This window comes from Pseudomonas zanjanensis, from assembly GCF_014268745.2.
Taxonomy (GTDB): Bacteria; Pseudomonadota; Gammaproteobacteria; order Pseudomonadales; family Pseudomonadaceae; genus Aquipseudomonas; species Aquipseudomonas zanjanensis.
In genome coordinates, this window is sequence record NZ_JABWRB020000003.1 from 413,994 (window position 1) to 433,438 (window position 19,445).

Sequence of the window (19,445 nt, forward strand, 5' to 3'; positions counted from 1 at the left end):
AAGCTCCCTCGCCACGGTTATGGGTTGTCTGGGCTGACGCCATCGCGAGCAGGCTCGCTCCCACAGTGGGACGGGGGTGGTCTCGATATTGAGTTCGACACAAAATCCCTGTGGGCCCGAGCTTGCTCGCGATGACAATCTTCAAGTCACCGCTAACCTGACACTTAAATCCCTGTGGCGAGAGAGCTTGCTCCCGCTGGCCTGCGAAGCAGGTCTCGTTGGCGAGATTTAATTATCGCTGCCAGCCCATCAGCCCAGTAAAGCCCCTCCCATTTCCTTTAGACTGGCCGCCCTCAAGCAAGCCTTCAGGACATGGAATGCCAACCTCTCACAGCCCTCTTCGCAAAGCCCTGGTCGTTTGGTTATACGCGGCGGCCCTGATGCACCTGCTCGCCGGCGTCATGCTGACGTGGGCGGGTCACTCCGGCTTGCTCGATCACTATCTGAACACCATCGAACAAGCGTTCTGGGGTACCAATGCCGTGCCCGCTACGGCACACGCGCAGCAAGTCTGGTGGCTGGCCTTGTTCGGCGCCACATTGCAGAGCTATGGGCTGTACATGCTCGCCCTTGTCCACATCGGTCATCGATTGAAGCGCGCCATGCCCTGGGGTTGGCTGATCGCCGGCATCCTGCTGTGGGCACCCCAGGACATGTGGATTTCCGCCCAGGCCCAGGTCTGGTCGCACCTGTGGTTCGACAGCGTCGCCTTGCTCGTTTTATTGCCGCCGCTGTTCTGGCTCTATCGCCACGACCGCCGCACCTCCCTGACTGACAACGCGTCGAGTGATTCAAACCATGCCTGACTTTTCACTGCTGGACTGGGCCATCACCCTGCTGATTGCCCAAGCGATCCTCGGTGCGCTGGACACCCTGTATCACCACGAACTCACCGTCGCCTTGCCCTATCGCCACAGTGCGCGGCTGGAGCTGTCCATTCATGCCTTGCGCTCGTGCTTTTACGGGATCCTGTTCCTGGGCATGGCGCATCTGGCCTTCGAAGGCACCTGGGCGATTGTCATCGCGCTGCTGTTCGCCCTGGAGATTTGCCTGACGCTCTGGGACTTCGTGGTCGAGGACCGCAGCCGCAAGCTGCCGCCCATCGAGCGCATCATGCACACGGTGCTGGCGGTCAACGGCGGGGCCTTCTTCGCGTTGTACGGCGTGCAATTGGCCCAGTGGGCGAGTTTGCCCACCGGCCTGAGCGCGATCGACCTCGGTTGGCGCGGCTGGCTACTGACCTTGTTCGCCATCGGGGTCACGGCCTCGGGGATTCGCGACGGCTTGGCGGCCTTGCGCATGCAACGGGCAGGCAAGCCGGCCAACCCATTTGCCGGCGGCGCCTACAAGCGCGTGCTGGTCACGGGGGGCACCGGGTTTATCGGCGAGACCCTGGTCAATCAATTGCTCGACGCCGGGCACACGGTCAGCGTGCTGGCTCGCGATCCGTTGAAGGCGGCCTATCTGTTTGACGGCCGCGCCCGCTGCCTGCGTTCGCTGGGCAAGCTGGGCCATGACGAAATGTTCGATGTGGTGATCAACCTGGCGGGTGCCCCGGTGGCCGGGCCGCGTTGGAGTCCCAAGCGCCAGGCGCAACTCATTGCCAGCCGGGTCAACACCACCGAAGCCTTGATGGCCTGGTTGAAAAACGCCCGGCACAAACCGGCGTTGTGGATACAGGCCTCAGCCGTGGGTTTTTACGGCGTGCGTGACGCCACCGAAAGCCTCGATGAAAGCGCCGCCCAGGGCGATGGCTTCATGGCTGAACTCTGTGTGCGTTGGGAAGCCTCCGCCCGGCCTGCCACTGAGTTGGGCGTGCGTCAGGTGGTGATGCGCCTGGGCGTGGTGTTCGGTCCGGGCGGTGCGTTGCTGCCGTTGCTGATTCCGTTTCGCCTGGGGTTCGGCGGGCGCATGGGCGACGGTCGGCAAATCATGAGTTGGGTGCATCGCGATGACGTGATCCAAGTGATCGCCCGAGCCTTCGATGATGAAAGCCTGTGCGGCACCTACAACCTGGTGGCACCGGAGACGGTCAGCCAGGCGTTGTTTGCCGAAAGTGTCGGCAAGGTGCTCAAGCGTCCGGTGTGGTTCCACATCCCTGCCGCGCCGGTACGCGCCTTGGCTGGCGAGATGGCCCAGCTGTTTTTCGACGGCCAGCGGGTGGTGCCCAATCGTCTCGTCGAGGCCGGCTATACGTTCCGTTACCCGACGCTCGACGCCGCCCTGCGCGACTTGGCCTGAGGAGCGCCCATGAGCAAGCCCCGGATGTACCTGCTGGCCGGCAACGGCAGCGCGGTCGATTGGTGGGACGACGCGTTGCCGCATTTTCAACACCACGACGTCGTGCCGCTGGAACTGCCCGGTTTTGGCAACAACCCCCACGCTCCTTGCGAAGACCTGGCGGCCTACGCGCAGGCGTTGCTGGCGGCAACGGACAAGGGCAGCGCGATCATGGCGGTCGGGGTCAACGCCTTGCTGGTGCTGCACGCCTTGCAACGGCAACCGGGACACTTTTGCCGCAGCGTGTTGCTGGCGCCGGTGGGCGCGTTTTTGTGGCAGCGGCGACTGCCGGCATTGATGTCGCCACTGCCGATTCGAAAGACCATTCATTGGCTGCTGGCGAACAAGCCGACGCTGTTTGCCCACAAGTTCTCCAGCCAGGCCTGGACGCCCGCGCAATACCAGCGCATGGGCGCCGGCTACGCTCGTTGCCGAGCCTTTGTGCCGCACTGGGACCTGGTGCGTGCCGACACCGCGTTGCCATTGCTGGAATGGATCACCGACCCGGTCGAACTGGTGTGGGGCGATCAGGACAAGGTATTGGGCATCGCGCAGGCGGCGGCCTGGTCGGCCATTCTGGCCCGTGCCGACTTGACCATCAGCCTGAAGCCCGGTTGGGGCCACTACCCGTGGATCGACTCGCCCGCTGAATTCACGGCATGGCTGGAGTCTGGCGAGCGTGGTTTTGTCGCGCATACCAAAGGCGGCCGCTTGCGTCTCGCGGCGCTGGCGGGGCAGCCGGTGCCGGCGGCGCTGTCGCTCAACCACTGCGATGATCCGAGCCTGCGGGTTTTTTTGGACGGCCAGCCGGACGCTACCTGGGCGGTGCGCTCCTCCAGTTACGGCGAGGATCAGGCCGATGCGGCCAACGCCGGCTTGAGCACCACGTACCTGCGCGAACCGACGCACAACGTACCGGCGCGGATTGCCGAGTTGAGCGCGGCGGGTGTCGAGGAAGTGGTGGTGCAGCGTTTCATCGCGCCACGGCTGTCGGGGATCGCGTTCGTGCGTCACCTGTCCGTTGAGCTGGAATGGGTCGAGGGGCACCTGGAGTCGTTGGCCGATGGCCAAGTGAGCCCCGAGCGGGCGGTTATTTCCCGTCTCGGCGAGGCATGGAACAGTGGCACGTTCAAGCCAGTCCACGGCCTGACCGCCGAGGCGCTATGGCGCTTTCTGCAAGGCGTATTGCGGGTCTTTCACTATGTGCCCGGCGACGTCGAATGGGCCTGGGACGGCAGCCAACTGTGGCTGCTGCAATACCGGCCGATCAGCGACTACGGCTGGCGCCGCCACCTGACCGCCGCCAACATCGCCGAGATCCTGCCGCCCCGACCCAGTGTGTTGGTGGAGTACGCCCAGCGTCGCGCGGCGGCAAGCATTCCGGCGATCATGGCGCGTTGGGATTCGCGGGTACTGCAGGACAACGAGCCCTTCACGGCAGTGTTTGGCGGCGCTTCGTACATCAACAATGACCTGTTTCTCGCCCGGCTGGTCGACTGGGGCATCAGCGCCAGCAGCTACGCCGGCGAGGTCGGCGGCGCGACACCGCACCTGCCTTGGCGGCCACTGCGCCTGATGCGTTCGCTGCCGTTGTTCCTGCGCATGCAACGCATCGCCCGCGGGAACTTGTTGACGCTGGAAAACGGCTTGCGACGTTTTGACCGAGAGCTGCGCGAACTGACCGAACAAGGCGCCGACGGCCAGCAACTGGCCGACTGGTTTACCCGCTTCTACGTGTTCGTAGTGCAGGGCAACCTGTGCATCGCCAGCGCCTTGGCCAGCAGTGGCGGCGACTGGCTGGGGCGGCCACCGACCGCCTATGACAACCTTGAACACAGCCCTCATCGGCTGCCGTGGGAGACCGACCCGGCGACACCACGCCCGGCGCCGATCGCGCTACCGTTGCAGGCCTTTCCACAATGGCCCCTGGCGATTCGCTTGGCCCATGGCGCCGGCCTGCCGGGGCTGCGCGGTTATTACTTGCAAGTGCGCGAGTGGTATCGCGACAACCTGATGCGGATTTTCTTTCGCTTGCATCACGCCATGCCCGCCGCTGACCAGGCGCATTGGTTCGCCCCGCACCCGGATATCCGTAGCCGTGACGGCAGCTTCTGGCAGGACGGTCGTGAAGGCACCGAGCAGGCGAGTGGTTTCTTGATTTACCCGGGGCAGGCCCAAGGTATTTTGGGCGAGGACATCCTGTTGGAGGACACCCTGGACCCTGGTCGCCACGCCCACTATCAAAGCGCCCGTGCGGTGATCGCGCGCATGGGTGGCCGCCTGTCCCACGGCTCGACGCTGCTGCGTGAATTGCGCAAACCTTCGGCGGTATTGCCTCAGGTTGATGTGGGGTGGTTGGGGCGCGAGGTGGTGTATTGCGATGGGGTGTTGAGGTTGGTGGAGTAGGCAGCGCGATGATCCGTCGATCACAGAACCTGTGGCGAGGGAGCTTGCTCCCGCTGGGTTGCGCAGCAACCCCAAGCAATTTGAATGCGATCTGCCTGATACACCGAGGCGTTAGGGTTTGGGACTGCTGCGCAGTCCAGCGGGAGCAAGCTCCCTCGCCACAAGGAGTGCGTTCAACTCTGGAGCTGTTCTCAATCCCCAGAAACGAAAAAACCGGCCGAAGCCGGTGTTTTCACCCCAACGGCCAGAGAATTTAATCTCTGCGTACGGGGTTGAGTGAGGTCATCCCAAGTTGAAGAAGTCGTGAGGTGAACGCTGCCCTCGCCACAGAGATTTTCCCTCTCTTCACCGCTACTCCCTTGACGCCCCCCACCGCTGTCGTAGACTCCGCCCATCCGTCAGGGAGTAACGGTCATGCGACGTTTGAGCAGTTGGGTTGTGGGATTGACCTTCATAACGTGCGGGGTCCAGGCGCAAACGCCGGCTTCCGACGATCCGTTGCTGGAGAGCAACGTCTCGGCCAGTGTGTCGGGAAACGAGGCGCGTGGCGTGCTTCGGGCGCGGGACCAGGCAGTGTTGGCCAGCGAGTTGGCCGGGCGGATTGTCGAGTTGCCGTTCAGCGAGGGCGAGTCGTTCAAGAAGGGTGACACCCTGGCGCGTTTCGATTGTTCGGCCTATCAGGCCCAGCTCAATGCGGCCCAGGCGGCCAGCCGTGGTGCCGGTGAAGAGCTGGCCCATAACCGGCAGTTGGCGGCGTTGAAATCCGTTGGGCGTTTCGAGGTGTCGCGGGCCGAGGCGCGCCTCAGCGAGGCCCAGGCGCAATCCCAGGTCTACCAGGTGCAGGTCAAGCGTTGCAGCGTGATCGCGCCGTTCGATGGACAGGTGGTGGCGCGCAAGGTCCAGCGTTATGAAAGCGTCGCGGCCGGCGCGCCATTGCTGGATGTGGTCGATAACCGCACCCTGGAGATTCACCTGCTGGTGCCTTCACGCTGGATGGACCGGCTCAAGCCCGGCCAGCCCTTTACCTTCGTCCCCGATGAAACCGGCAAGCCGTTGCAAGCGACGGTCAAGCGCCTGGGCGCGCGCATCGACGAGGGCAGCCAGACGCTGCTGCTGGTGGCGAACGTGCCGGATGCCAGCGGCCTGCTGTCCGGCATGAGCGGCACGGCGCGTTTCTCGGAGTCGAAGTGAACGCGCCAGTGACGGGCAGTACCGAGCAGGTGTTCGCCCGCTTCCTCGATCTGGAGCGCCAGACGAGGGCCGCGCGTACACCGGAGCAACTGAGTTACAGCCTGGTCAACGACGGCCAGGCGCTGTTCGGCTTTCGCCACGCCGCGTTGTTGATCGCCGGCAAGGTCCAGGCCGTGACCGGGGTCAGTACCGTGGAACCGAACGCGCCGTTCGTGGCGTTTGTCGAGCAGGCGGTGGCGCAGTTGTTCAAGCTGGGCCTGTTGAACCAGGCCCGGGTGATCGCCGCCGATGGGGTGAGCGAATCCATCCGGGCAGACTGGCGCAGCCTGTCGGCCGGGCAAGTGTTCTGGCTGCCGTTGATCGATCATCAGGGCCAGGTGTTCGGCGGTTTGTGGTTGGCCCGCGACCTGCCATGGACGCCGCCGGAGCAAGTGCTGCTGTCGCAACTGGGCGACACCTACAGCCATGCGTGGTTGGCGTTGCAACCGCGCAAGCCATGGCGCCTGCGTTGGACGCGCAAGCGCCAGGTGGCGCTGGTGGCGCTGTTGCTGCTGGGCTTGCTGATCCCGGTGCGCCAGTCCGTGTTGGCTCCGGCCGAAGTGGTGCCGCTGGGCGGGCAAGTGGTGGCGGCGCCGTTGGATGGGGTGATCGCCGAGTTCCTGGTCAAGCCCAACCAGAGCGTCAAGAACGGCGACCTGTTGTTACGTTTCGAAAGTACCAGTCTCAAGGCCCAGGCCGATGTGGCCGAGCGGGCGTTGGGCGTGGCCGAGGCCGAACTCAAGGCCAATTCCCAGCGCTCGTTTGCCGACGCTGAATCCAGTTCGAAGATTGACTTGCTCGCCGCCCGCGTCGAACAGAAACGCGCCGAGCGCAACTACGCACTTGAACTGCTCAAGCGCAGCGAAGTGCGCGCCGAGCGCGACGGCATTGCGGTGTTCGCCGACGCCGAGCGCTGGCTCGGCAAGCCCGTGCAAACCGGCGAACGCCTGATGGAAATCGCCGATCCAAACCAGGCCGAGTTACGCATTGAATTGGCGGTGGGTGACGCGATTGCCTTGGAGCCCGGTGCGCAAGTGGCGTTGTTTCTCGACAGCGACCCGTTGCAGCGGCACCTGGCCCGGCTCGAACGTTCGGCCTATGAAGCGCAGCCTACCGCCGCCGGCCAACTGGCGTATCGATTGGATGCGCGTTTCGATGCCACGGCGCCGCGCATTGGCCTGCGAGGCACGGCGAAGGTCTTCGGCGACCGTGCCCCGCTGGCGTTGTACCTGCTGCGGCGGCCGCTGGCCGGCCTGCGCCAGAGCGTAGGCCTGTAGCATGGACCTGCCGAGCCTGCGGCCGGACCTGCAATTGTCCACGGCGGCCCCCGATCCGGATGGCTCGCCGCAATGGACGCTGGCCGATCCGGTGCGCGGACGCTATTTCAAGCTGGGCGCGGCGGCGATGCGCATGTTGCGGCACTGGTCCCTGGGCGATCCGGAACAGGTACTGCAGGCCGCGAACCGCGAGCCGGGCCTACCGCTCAACGGGGAATCGCTGGAGCAGTTGCTGGGCTTCTTGCGTGGTCATGACCTGATCAGCGCGATGGACCCGCAACAGCGTGACAGTTATCTGTTCAAGACCGCCGCGCAACGCCAGAGCGTGTGGCAGATCCTGCTGCACCAATACCTGTTTTTTCGCATTCCGCTGTGGCGCCCGGACGCTTTTCTAAATCGGGCCTGGCCCTGGTTGGCGCGGTTCGGCCCTGGGATCCTGCGTTATGGCCTGCCGCTGACCCTGGGTCTTGGCATCTTCCTGGTGTCGCGGGACTGGCAGCGATTCGTCGCGACGTTTCCACACCTGTTCAGCCTGGGCGGTGCGTTGGCGTTCGGGGCGGCGTTGCTCTTCGCCAAGCTGTGCCACGAGTTCGGCCATGCCTTCATGGCCAAGCGCGCCGGTTGCCGGGTGCAGAGCATGGGCGTGGCGTTCATGGTGCTGTTGCCGATGTTCTATACCGACGTCAGCGACGCCTGGCGGATCAGGGATCGCCGCGCACGGTTGCTGATCGGTGCCGGTGGGGTCCTGGCCGAATTGCTGCTGGCGTGCATCGCGCTGCTGGCCTGGTCGCTGTTGCCCGACGGGCCGGCACGTACCGCGGCGTTCATGTTGGCCAGCGCCACCTGGATCACCACGTTGATCATCAACCTGAACCCCTTCATGCGCTTCGACGGGTATTTCCTGCTCAGTGATTTCTGGGCGGTGGATAACCTTCAGGGGCGTGCGTTTGCCCTGTGTCGCTGGCGCCTGCGCGAAGCCTTGTTCGGGTATGGCGCGGCGGCGCCGGAACCCTGGTCGCCGAAGATGCGTCGGCGTTTGTTGGTGTGGGGTTATGGCTCGTGGCTGTGGCGGGCATTGTTGTTTTTCGGGATTGCCTTGGCGGTCTATCACCTGTTCTTCAAGGTGCTGGGAATTTTTCTGATGATGGTGGAATTGGTGTGGTTCATTTTCATGCCCATCGTGAATGAGTGGCGGCAATGGTGGAGTCGTCGTGAGCAAGCCCACGGCGGGCGGATGCTCCTGAGTGGCCTGGTGTTGCTGGCGCTGCTGCTGGTGTTGCTGCTCCCCTGGCGCAGCGCGGTGGAAGTGCCGGCCATGCTCGAGGCCGGGCGCGCCAGCGCCTTGCATGCGCCGGTGGCGGCGCGGGTCAAGCGGGTGAATGTGCACGACGGCCAGACCGTGGCCCAGGGCGATGTGCTGATTGAGTTGGAGTCGCCGGACATGGCGTCGCGCCTGGCCATCGTGCGCCGGGAAATCGAGATCCAGCAGTTGCAGATGCGCCGTCAGGCCGGGCGCAGCGAAACCGCCGCCGATGCCGGCATCGTCGAACAGCAACTGGCCGAAGCGGTGGCCGAGTACCGCGGCCTGGTGGCCCAGCGCGAACGGCTGTTGTTGCGTGCGCCCCATGCCGGCCAGGTGCGCGATGTGTTGCCGCAACTGTCGATAGGGCGCTGGTTGTCACCCACACAGGCGCTGGCGCGGGTGGTGCAGACCGATTCGCGGTTGCGCGGCTACCTCACCGAAGCCGAGCTTTGGCGGGTCGGGCCGGGTGCCACGGGCCGGTTCATCGCTGACGATCCGATGCACACATCGATGGCCGTGCGGTTGAATGAAATCGACACCAACGGCGTGGCCTGGGTCGAACAGCAAGCGTTGACGTCCGACCATCACGGGCCGATTGCGGTGCGCCGCGACTCGCAACAACGGGCCGAGCCGGTCCAGGCGCAATACGGCGTGCGCCTGAGTACGGTGGACGCCACGTCCGCTCCGGTGCAGCCGCTGCGTGGCGTGGCGGTGTTGCAGGGCGAGGGCGAGTCGGTGTTGGGAGCGGCCTGGCGTCGGTTGGCGGCGTTGGGTGTCAGGGAAAGCGGGTTCTAGGCCTAGGGGGCAAGCATGGATTCGGTGGCGGCAGAGGGGTTGGTGGTGCGTCCATCGCGGATCAGCGATGGTCCGTTCCTGCAGGGCCTGTACCAGGCGGCGCGGCCGGACCTGCAATGGATCGACGGCGAACATGAACAGGTACAGCAGGTGATTGCCCAGCAGTTCCAGGTGCAGGAGCAAGGGTTGGGCGAAAATTTCCCCAACGCCATGCATTACGTCGTGGAAAAACTCGGCACTGCGATTGGCGCCTTGAGCACGGATTTCGGCCCCAATGAGATTCGCGTGCTGTACCTGGCCTTCATCCCCCAGGCCCGCGGCCAGGGCTATGGCCGGGCGGTGTTGCAAGGGGTGCAGAAAGCCGCGCAACAGATCCGCTGCCCGGTGGCGACCGTGGTCTGGGCGAGCAACCCTCATGCACGCCGGCACTACTTGGCGCTGGGCTTCGAAGTGCAAGAGCGCAACCCGGCGGCGGAGCGGTTGGTCTGGTATCCGAAAGGCAACTGAATGACGCCGTACCCCTGTGGGAGCGAGCTTGCTCGCGAAGGCGATCTTCCATCCATCCGGAACCCGTGGCGAGGGAGCTTGCTCCCGCTGGCCTGCGAAGCAGGCCCTCTGTCTTTCTCCAGTCGGACAGTTTTGTCAGGTTTTGCGACTGCTTCGCAGCCGAGCGGGAGCAAGCTCCCTCGCCACAGGTTCCGGGTCGTCTGGGCTGACGCCATCGCGAGCAAGCTCGCTCGCTACCACAGTTTGAAATGAGTCCAGTCAGTTAAACGCAATATAGAAATACCCCAGCGCCGGATCCCGCCCCATGGGCGGTATCCGTGATACGAACACCCCCTCGATCTTGCCCAGTTCCGGCACTTCCAGAGCGCAGAGTCCGTCGACGAATTCAGTGCCTTCCAGGCTGTTGAATTCCACGCTGAACGGCATCCGCGCGGTGTTCGGCATCTTCGCCCGTGGGCTTTCTTCAAGGGTTTCGAAGTGCACCGGCAGGCAGCTGCCGTCGGGCAGGGTCAGGCTGCCGGTCCGGCCCAGCAGCGGTTGGAAATGGCGGCTATGAACCTGTTGCAGCATGTCGACACTCCAAAAGGCCGGAGGACCGCAGCCCTCCGGCGGCTCATCAGTTACGGGACGGGAAGTAGCCTTGAAGGGCGATGCTGAAGTTGATCGCCAGGAACGGGTTCATTACCGCCATTGGCGTGTTGCCGCCCGTGGGGGCGACCGTGCCGTTGACCGTGGTGGTGACGCCTTGCAGCGGCACTGGCGAAGCGCCTATCTGGTCGGAATAGATCGCCGCCGAGCCCGGCCCGGTGCCCGAGGTGCCGATGAACGAGTTGGTGGCCGTGGGGGTATTCACCGGATTGCTGGCCGGGTTGGCCAACTGCAAAGTGGTCGAGGCGGTGATGCCGGTGAGGGCGTGGGTGTGGTTGGGCAAGTTGTTGATCGTTGCCGTGACGTTTTCGGTGCCGGAGATTTCACCGATGACCCGCGGGGTCAGGCCCAGGCCATTGCCTTGGCCCATGGGCAGGCGACCTTGCAGGTTGGGCAGCATGAAGGTGGTCTGGCCGTTGCCTCCGTACGTCACGCCGAGCAGGGCGAACAAGGTCTGGTATTGGGAAAGGGCAAGCGTCTGCCCGTTGCACAGCGCCCAATCCCTGGGTGCAAAGTTAAAGGCGAACGACTGGATAGTGCCGATGAATACTTCCATAGATTCCTCATCCTTCAGGTGATTGGTTCTTGCAGTGCCCGGACGTGAAGGACAAGAGTGCGATCAGCCCGACTCCTTGATTCCCTGGCCTGGTCACGCACGGCTGAGCGTAGACCGTGATGTTTGATTTTGCCGGGCGAAGCGGGCGGAAAAATGTCGCGACACGGCTTAATCGATTCAGGTTCCCGAGCGTCGCTACCGTCCATCTTCTTTTATGGCTTGGGATGAATCTGATATCAAAGTACTACTAGGCGAAGATTGTTTCCTCGGCTACGCTTCGGCTACAAAGGGACTACAAACAAAGGTGAATGGATTGCCGCAGTTTCACTTCATTTCCGGTTTACCGCGCTCAGGCTCGACCCTGCTTTCTGCCATTTTGTTGCAGAACCCGCGCTTTCATGCCGGCATGACCAGTCCCGTCGGCACGCTGTTCAGCAGCGTCCTGCAGCAATGCAGCGCCGGCAGTGAGTTCGGCTCGGTGATCGACACCGACCTGCGCCGCCGCCTCTTGCGCGGCCTCTTCGATTCCTACTACGCCGACAAAGCCGACAAGCCGGTCATCTTCGATACGAACCGCCAGTGGTGCGCACGCTTGCCTGCCCTGCAGGATCTGTTTCCCCAAGCCAAGACCATCGCCTGTGTGCGCAACGTCGCTTGGGTGCTCGACAGCCTGGAGCGGCTCTACCGTGCCAACCCGTTCGAGAACACCAAGCTGTTCAACGACGATGACGAGCGCAACACCGTCTACAGCCGCTGTGAAACCCTGGCCCAGCGCAACCGCCTGGTGGGGTTCGCCTGGACGGCGCTCAAAGAGGCTTACTACGGTGAGAACGCCGAGTCGCTGCTGATCGTTGATTACGATTTGTTGAGCCAGGCCCCGGAGCGGGTGCTGCGCCTGGTGTACGAGTTCATCGGCGAGCCCTGGTTCGAGCACGATTTCAATCACTTGACCTACGACGCGCCGGCCTTCGACCAGGCCCTGGGCGTTGCCGGCCTGCACAAGGTCAAGCCCAAGGTCGCGCCGCAAGCCCGGCGGACCTTGCTGCCGCCGGATCTGTTTGAAAAGTATGCCGAGTTGTCGTTCTGGCGCGATGGGTCCGCAAGCGCCGCCAATGTCATTCGTATGAAAACCGACGCCGCCGTCAGCTGACTGCGGTTTTTTTCATTTGCGTGTTCAAGAAGTTCGAGTCCAGGTGATCGTCATGTGGTGGAGCAAAGGCAAATCGCGGGTAACCGAGGGCGCACAGGCCCTGGCATCGCCAATGATCATGTCCCTGGAGCCGCGAATGCTGTTCGACGGCGCGGTGGCGGCAACCGTGGCCGACGCCGCGCAACCGGACGCGCAGCCGACCGCTGATGCCGCGAAGGCGCCGACGGCCGACCAGCCTTCCGACAACCATGCGCCTCAAGGTCAGACTGACGCCACCGAGGCTGCCGTCCCAGGCAAGTCGGTGGTGTTCGTCGATTCCCGGGTCAAGGATGCCGCCAGCCTGCTCGAAGGCGTGGCGCCCGGTACCCAGGTGGTGCAACTGGATGCCACCAAGGACGGCTTGCAGCAGATTGCCGATTACCTGGACACCCACCAGGGCGTCAGCTCGGTGCAGATCATCGCCCACGGTAACGCCGGTGATTTGTGGCTGGGCGATAGCTACCTGTCGGCGGACAACGTCCAGGCCCGCAGCGAAGTGCTCGCGCAGATCGGCCAGGACATGAACGCTGGCGGCGATATCCTGATCTATGGCTGCTACACCGCCGAAGGCGAGCGTGGTTTGAGCCTGGTGGATTCACTGGCGCAGTTGACCGGCCGCGACGTGGCGGCGTCCAACGACCGCACGGGCCTGGGCGGCGACTGGGACCTGGAAATCGCCACCGGTAGCATCGAAAGCGCCAACGTGCTCTCGGCCAATGCCATGAGCGAGTATCAATGGGGCCTGGCCACCTGGACCGCTACAAACAACCTCAATAGCGGCGTGGGCTCTCTGCGCGCCGCCTTGTTGTCTGCACAGAGCGGCGACATCGTCACTTTCAATACCAGCATGACCGTCGCCCTGACCCAGGTGCTGGTGGTCGACGAGAACATCACCATCGATGGCGACCTCAATAACGACAACGTCGCCGACGTGACTCTCGACGGTCAGAACCGCACCCAGATCATGCAAGTGACGTCCGGCACCACGGCCACCCTCGATGGCCTGGTGATTACCCGAGGCATGGTGGCAGGTAACGGTGGTAACGGCGGCGACGATGCGCTGGTGTCCCAGGGCGGCGGCATCTACAACGCCGGCACCTTGACCCTGCGCAACGTTACGGTCACCGCGAACGCCGCTTCAGGCGGCGGTGGCGGTGGCGGTGTGACGCCGCAGTACGCCGGTGGCGGCGGCGGTGGCGGTGGTGCGGTCGGTAGCGGTATCGGCGGCAAGGGCGGCGACACGCTCAACTCCACAGGCTCCAATGGCTCGGCCGGGCAGGGCGGCGCCGGTGGCGGCTTCTTCAACATTGGTGGGCGTGGCGGTTCCACCACGGGTGGCGCCGGCGGTGCGGCTTACCCGGGATACAGCACCGGTTCGGCCGGCGGCACGGCCTCCAGCGGTGGCTTGTCCATCGGCGGTGGCGGCGGCGGTGACGGGTATGACAACTTCGGCGGCGACGGCGGTGGCGCGGTCGGTGGTATCTATAACGACACCGGCGCGACCCTGCGGATCATCGGCAACTCGACCATTTCCAACAACGTCGGCGCCGGCGGCGGCGGCGGTGGCGGCGGGGCGGGCGGTAGCTATCTCCAGGCAGGTGGTGCGGGCGGTGTCGGTGTCGGTGCCATCTGGAACAAAGGCTCGATCCTGATCACTGCCGCCAACTTCGCCGCCCTGGCCGGCAACGTCGGCGGCAGCGGCGTGGGTGGGACGAGTGCGGGCACCGCAGGTGTTTCGCCAGCGTCGGTGGCCAACGTCTACGGCGATGGCGGCACCATCAACACCAACTATGTGCCGGACGAGACGCCGCCCACCGCGACCGTCGTGGTGGCCAATACCAACCTGAACTCCGGCGGCACGTCGACGGTGACCATCACCTTCTCCGAAGCCGTGACCGGCCTCACCGCGGCGGACCTGACGGTGCAGAACGGCACCGTTGGCACCTTGACCAGTGGCGACGGCGGCATCACCTGGACCGGTACGTTGACCGCGGCCAGCAACATCGCCGACACCACCAACATCATCACCCTTAACAATACCGGCGTGGCCGACCTGGCTGGCAATGCCGGGGTGGGCACCACCGATTCGAACAATTACATCGTCAACGACACCGTGGCGCCTACGGCGTCCATCGTGGTGAGTGACACGGCCCTCAGGATTGGCGAGACCTCGACAGTCACCATTACTTTCTCCGAGGCCGTCAGCGGTTTCACAGCCGCCGACCTCACCGTCGCCAACGGCACGCTCAGCGGCCTGAGCACCAGCGACGGCGGTATCACCTGGACGGCCACGCTGACACCGGATGCGACTGTCACCGATACGTCCAATCTCATTGTCCTGAACAACACGGGCGTGGCGGACCTCAATGGCAACGCCGGCGTGGGGGCGACCAACTCCAACAACTACGCCATTGACACGCAACGCCCGACCGCCACCATCGTGGTAGCCGACACCGCGCTGCGTGCTGGGGAAACCTCCGTGGTGACCATCACCTTCAGCGAGGCCGTGAGTGGTTTTACCACCGCCGACCTGACGGTCGCCAATGGCACGGTCACCGGCCTGAGCAGCAGTGACGGCGGCATCACCTGGACCGGGACGCTGACCCCGAGCGCCAGCATCACTGACACCAGCAACCTGATCACCCTGGATAATACCGGCATTGCCGACCTGTCTGGAAACGCCGGCAGCGGTACCACCGACTCGAACAACTATGCCGTCGACACCCAGCGTCCGACCGCTTCCATCGTGGTGGCCGATAACGCGCTGAACATCGGCGAAACGTCCCTGGTCACGATCACCTTCAGCGAGGCCGTCACCGGTTTCACCCTGGCGGACCTGACCGTTGCCAACGGCTCCTTGAGCGGGCTGAGCAGCAGCGACGGCGGCATCACCTGGACCGCGACGCTCACCCCGAGCGCCAGCGTCACCGACGCCACCAACCTGATCATCCTGGCCAATACCGGCGTGGCCGATGCGGCAGGGAACAATGGCAGCGGCACAACCAGCTCCAACAACTACGCGGTCGACACGCAGCGGCCCACTGCTAGCATCGTTGTAGCCGACACCTCCCTGAGCGTCGGCGAAACCTCGCTGGTGACCATTACTTTCAACGAAGCGGTGACCGGCTTTACCGCCGCCGACCTGACGGTCGCCAACGGTACGGTCACCGGCCTGAGCAGCGGCGACGGCGGCATTACCTGGACCGGGACGCTCACGCCAAGCGCCAGCACCAGCGACACCAGCAACCTCATCACCCTGGATAACACCGGTGTGAGCGACGCGGCGGGCAATGCCGGCAGCGGCACCACCGACTCCAACAACTACGCCGTCGACACCGCGCGTCCGACCGCCACCGTCGTGGTCGCCGACACGGCCATCGCCGTGGGCGAAACCTCGGTGGTGACCATCACCTTCAGCGAGGCGGTGACCGGTTTCACCCTGGCGGACCTGAGTGTCACCAACGGCAGCCTCAGCGGTCTGAGCACCAGCGACAACATCACCTACACCGCGACCTTCACGCCGAGTGCGGGCGTCAGCGATGCCTCCAACCTGATCACCCTCAATAACACGGGGGTGGTGGACGGCGCGGGCAATACCGGCAGCGGCACCACCGACTCCAACAACTACGCCGTCGATACCCAGCGTCCGACCGCTACCATCGTGGTGGCCGACACGGCGCTGAGCGTCGGCGAAACGTCGCTGGTGACCATTACCTTCAGCGAGGCGGTGAGCGGTTTCGACAATTCGGACCTGAGCGTAGCCAACGGCACGCTGAGTGCGGTCAGCAGCAGCGATGGCGGCATCACCTGGACCGCGACGTTCACGCCCAGCCTCGGGGTCACCGACGTCTCCAACCTCATTGTCCTGAACAACACCGGGATCAACGATGGGGCGGGCAACACCGGCACCGGCACGACCAGTTCCAACAACTACGCCATCGACACCAACGTGCCGACGGCGACCGTGGTGGTGGCCGATTCGTCCCTGAGCATCGGTGAAACCACCGTGGTCACCGTGACCTTCAACTCGGCGGTCAGCGGGTTCGACAATGCGGACCTGACCGTCAGCAACGGCACCCTGAGCACCATGAGCAGCACCGACGGCGGCGTCACCTGGACGGCCACGTTCACGCCGAGCGCGAGCATTTCCGATACCAGCAACGTCATTACCCTGGACAACACTGGCTTGATCAACGGCGCGGGCAATGCCGGTGTGGGGACTACCGACTCGAACAACTACGCGGTCGACACGGTGCGTCCGACCGCGACCATCGTCGTGGCCGACACGGCCATTGCCGCCGGCGAGACTTCGCTGGTGACCATCACCTTCAGCGAGGCCGTGACGGCGTTCACCAGTGCCGACCTGACGGTCGCCAACGGCGTGATCTCAGGGTTGAGCAGCAGCGACGGCGGCATCACCTGGACCGCGACCTTCACGCCGACCGCTGGCGTCACGGACACCAGTAACGTCATCTCGCTCAACAGTGGCGGCATCGTTGACCTGGCCGGCAACGTCAACGTCGGCGGCACCGACTCCAACAATTATGCGCTGGACACTGAACGTCCCACCGCAACGATCGTGCTGGCCGATTCCAACCTCAGTGTCGGTGAGACCTCGTTGGTGACCATCACCTTCTCCGAGGCGGTCAGCGGTTTCGACAATTCGGACCTGAGCGTTGCCAACGGCACACTCAGCGCTGTCAGCAGCAGTGATGGCGGCCTGACCTGGACCGCCACCTTCACGCCGACCCTCGGCGTGCGTGACGCGACCAACCTGATCGTCCTGAACAACACCGGGATAAGTGACGCGGCGGGCAACACCGGCACCGGCACGACCAACTCGGCCAACTACGCCATCGACACCCAGGTGCCGACGGCAACCATCGTAGTAGCCGATACGTCCCTGAGCATCGGTGAAACCAGCCAGGTAACCATCACCTTCAACGAAGCAGTGAGCGGTTTCGACAACAGCGACCTGACCATCAGCAACGGCACGCTGAGCAACGTGTCGTCCTCCGACGGCGGCGTTACCTGGACTGCCACGTTCACGCCGAGCGCGAGCATTGCCGACACCAGCAACCTGATCACCCTGGACAATACAGGTGTCGTCAACGTCTCGGGCAACGCCGGCGTTGGCACCACCGATTCGAACAACTACGCCATCGACACCGTGCGCCCGACGGCGACCATTGTCGTCGCCGACACCGCCATTGCCGCCGGCGAGACGTCGTTGGTGACCATCACCTTCAACGAGGCCGTGACGGGCTTCACCGATGCCGACCTGAGCGTCGCCAACGGTACGCTAAGCGGGTTGAGCAGCAGCGACGGCGGCATCACCTGGACCGCGACCTTCACGCCTGCCGCCGGCATCGCTGACACCAGCAATCTCATCACCCTCGCCAACAGCGGCGTCGCCGACCTGGCGGGCAACGCCGGCAGCGGCACCACCGATTCGAACAACTACAGCGTCGACAGCCAGGGTCCGACTGCCACCATTGTGCTGAGCGATTCGGTGTTGAAACCGGGCGAAACTGCCCAGGTGACCATCACCTTCAGCGAGGCGGTGACGGGTTTCAGCAACGCTGACCTGAGCGTGGCCAACGGCACCCTGAGCGCCGTCAGCAGCAGCGACGGCGGCCTGACCTGGACCGCGACGTTCACGCCGACCCTGGGCGTGACCGACGCCACCAACCTGATCACCCTGGACAATACCGGTGTGAGCGATGCGGCCGGCAACGCCGGGACAGGCACGACTGATTCGGCCAACTACGCGGTCGAGACACGCGTCCCGACGGCCACCATCGTGGTGGCCGACAGTGCGCTGCGGATAGGGGAAACCTCGCAGGTCACCATCACCTTCTCGGAAGCGGTCAGCGGTTTCGACAACAGCGACCTGACCATCAGCAACGGCACGCTGAGCAACGTCTCCTCTTCCGACGGCGGCGTCACCTGGACGGCCACCTTCACCCCGACCACCAGCATCACCGACACCAGCAACCTGATCAGCCTGGACACCAGCGGCGTGGTCAACGCCTCGGGCAACAGCGGTGTCGACGTGGTGAATTCCAACAACTACGCGATCGACACGGTTCGTCCAGGCGCGACCATCACCGTCGGCGATACCACCTTGGGCATTGGCCAGAGCACCACCGTGACCATCAGCTTCAGCGAGGCGGTGTCCGGTTTCGACCTGTCGGACCTCAGCGTCGCCAATGGCGTGCTGTCCAACCTCGCCAGCAGTGACGGCGGCCTGACCTGGACGGCGACACTGACGCCGACTGCGGGCGTCAACGATGCCACCAACCTGATTCTGCTCGACGCCAGCACTGTGCAGGACCTGGCCGGCAACGCCGGGGTGGGCATCGCGATTTCCAGCAACTATGCACTCGACGCCACCCGGCCGACGGCGACCATCGTCGTCGCCGATCCGGACCTGACGGTGGGCGAGACGACCCAAGTGACCTTCACCTTCAGCGAAGCGGTGACGGATTTCGACCTGTCGGACCTCAGCGTCACCAACGGTGAACTGACCAACCTGACCACCAGCGACGGCGGCAAGACCTGGACTGCGACATTCACGCCAACGGTGAACCTCACCGACCCGAGCAACTTCATCGCCCTGGACACCAGCAACGTCAGCGACCTGACGGGTAACGCCGGGGCCAGCGTGGCGGTGTCCAACAACTATGCGATCGACACCGTGGTGCCCAACGACGTGAAGCCGCCACCGGAGTTCCTGACGTCCGACCCGGTCACGGTGATCCCGCCGTCCGAGGTGCCGCTGCAACCGATCGTCTTTACCCCGCCGACCGGCAACCTGGGTTCGCCGCTGGGCTTCCCGCCGCTGTTCGAGCAACGGGACGTGGGTGGGGGCCTGCGGCCGATCGGGGATATTTTCATCAACCATGGCGCCCTGGCACCGAGCTATATCGCCCAGGTGTTCAGCACTGACGCCGCCGGCGATGGTAGCGGCCAGGGGTTCCTGGGCTTTGGTGGGGGCGATGGCGGGGTGTTCGGCAGCAGCACGCTTTCGACCCTGTTCAACCAGGACTCTGGCTCCGAGGGCGAATCGATGGAGGCCTTCGGCAGCCAGTCGATGCAGGGCGGCGATGTGTCCCAAGGGGTGCGCGGGATGTTCGGGGCACCCACCCTGGGTCAACAACTGCAACAGCTCAAGGACACTGAACAACATCAGGTCGACAGCCTGGCAACCGCGTTACGACAGGTCGGCATCAGCCAAGTGCAGGCCTGAAT

General features: G+C 64.3%; 11 protein-coding genes. 9 read left to right on the forward strand and 2 right to left on the reverse strand.

From position 1 onward, the window contains the following. The first annotated feature begins 380 nt into the window (after positions 1–380). The 7 genes from HU715_RS21590 to HU715_RS21620 all read left to right on the forward strand — a co-directional run bounded on the left by HU715_RS21590 (position 381) and on the right by HU715_RS21620 (position 9,798). A complete protein-coding gene (locus HU715_RS21590) occupies positions 381–806 on the forward strand; it encodes a cell division protein (protein ID WP_437182516.1) in 426 nt (141 codons plus the stop codon). Then, complete coding sequence (locus HU715_RS21595) at positions 799–2,241, forward strand: TIGR01777 family oxidoreductase (protein ID WP_186709468.1); 1,443 nt, start codon at positions 799–801, stop codon at positions 2,239–2,241. The genes HU715_RS21590 and HU715_RS21595 overlap by 8 nt, the downstream gene beginning before the upstream one ends. Before the next feature lie 9 nt (positions 2,242–2,250). Next, positions 2,251–4,686 (forward strand): alpha/beta hydrolase, encoded by a 2,436-nt coding sequence (locus HU715_RS21600; RefSeq protein ID WP_186709466.1) that lies wholly within the window; start codon positions 2,251–2,253, stop codon positions 4,684–4,686. 414 nt (positions 4,687–5,100) lie between these two features. Then, the gene (locus tag HU715_RS21605) at positions 5,101–5,877 is read left to right on the forward strand and encodes an efflux RND transporter periplasmic adaptor subunit (RefSeq protein ID WP_186709463.1); all 777 of its coding nucleotides are present in this window, start codon (positions 5,101–5,103) and stop codon (positions 5,875–5,877) included. Beyond that, positions 5,874–7,193, forward strand: coding sequence for an efflux RND transporter periplasmic adaptor subunit (locus tag HU715_RS21610; protein ID WP_186709461.1), 1,320 nt, complete (start codon positions 5,874–5,876; stop codon positions 7,191–7,193). The genes HU715_RS21605 and HU715_RS21610 overlap by 4 nt, the downstream gene beginning before the upstream one ends. Position 7,194: 1 nt before the next feature. After that, entirely contained in the window at positions 7,195–9,291 is a 2,097-nt protein-coding gene (locus tag HU715_RS21615; protein ID WP_186709459.1) for a site-2 protease family protein, read from the forward strand. A gap of 15 nt (positions 9,292–9,306) precedes the next feature. Then, a complete protein-coding gene (locus tag HU715_RS21620) occupies positions 9,307–9,798 on the forward strand; it encodes a GNAT family N-acetyltransferase (RefSeq protein WP_186709457.1) in 492 nt (163 codons plus the stop codon). 258 nt (positions 9,799–10,056) lie between these two features. Here the strand turns inward: HU715_RS21620 and HU715_RS21625 are convergent, their stop codons facing one another. Both HU715_RS21625 and HU715_RS21630 read right to left on the reverse strand, forming a co-directional pair. Then, positions 10,057–10,368, reverse strand: coding sequence for a DUF6916 family protein (locus HU715_RS21625; protein WP_186709455.1), 312 nt, complete (start codon positions 10,366–10,368; stop codon positions 10,057–10,059). 46 nt (positions 10,369–10,414) lie between these two features. After that, positions 10,415–11,002: a phage tail protein gene (locus tag HU715_RS21630; RefSeq protein ID WP_186709453.1), complete on the reverse strand. Its 588-nt coding sequence runs from the start codon at positions 11,000–11,002 to the stop codon at positions 10,415–10,417. A gap of 304 nt (positions 11,003–11,306) precedes the next feature. Between HU715_RS21630 and HU715_RS21635 the strand changes: the two genes are divergently transcribed. Continuing rightward, positions 11,307–12,152: a sulfotransferase family protein gene (locus HU715_RS21635; protein WP_186709452.1), complete on the forward strand. Its 846-nt coding sequence runs from the start codon at positions 11,307–11,309 to the stop codon at positions 12,150–12,152. A gap of 52 nt (positions 12,153–12,204) precedes the next feature. After that, on the forward strand, positions 12,205–19,443 hold the full coding sequence (locus HU715_RS21640; RefSeq protein ID WP_186709451.1) for an Ig-like domain-containing protein: 7,239 nt from the start codon (positions 12,205–12,207) through the stop codon (positions 19,441–19,443). Positions 19,444–19,445: the final 2 nt, after the last annotated feature.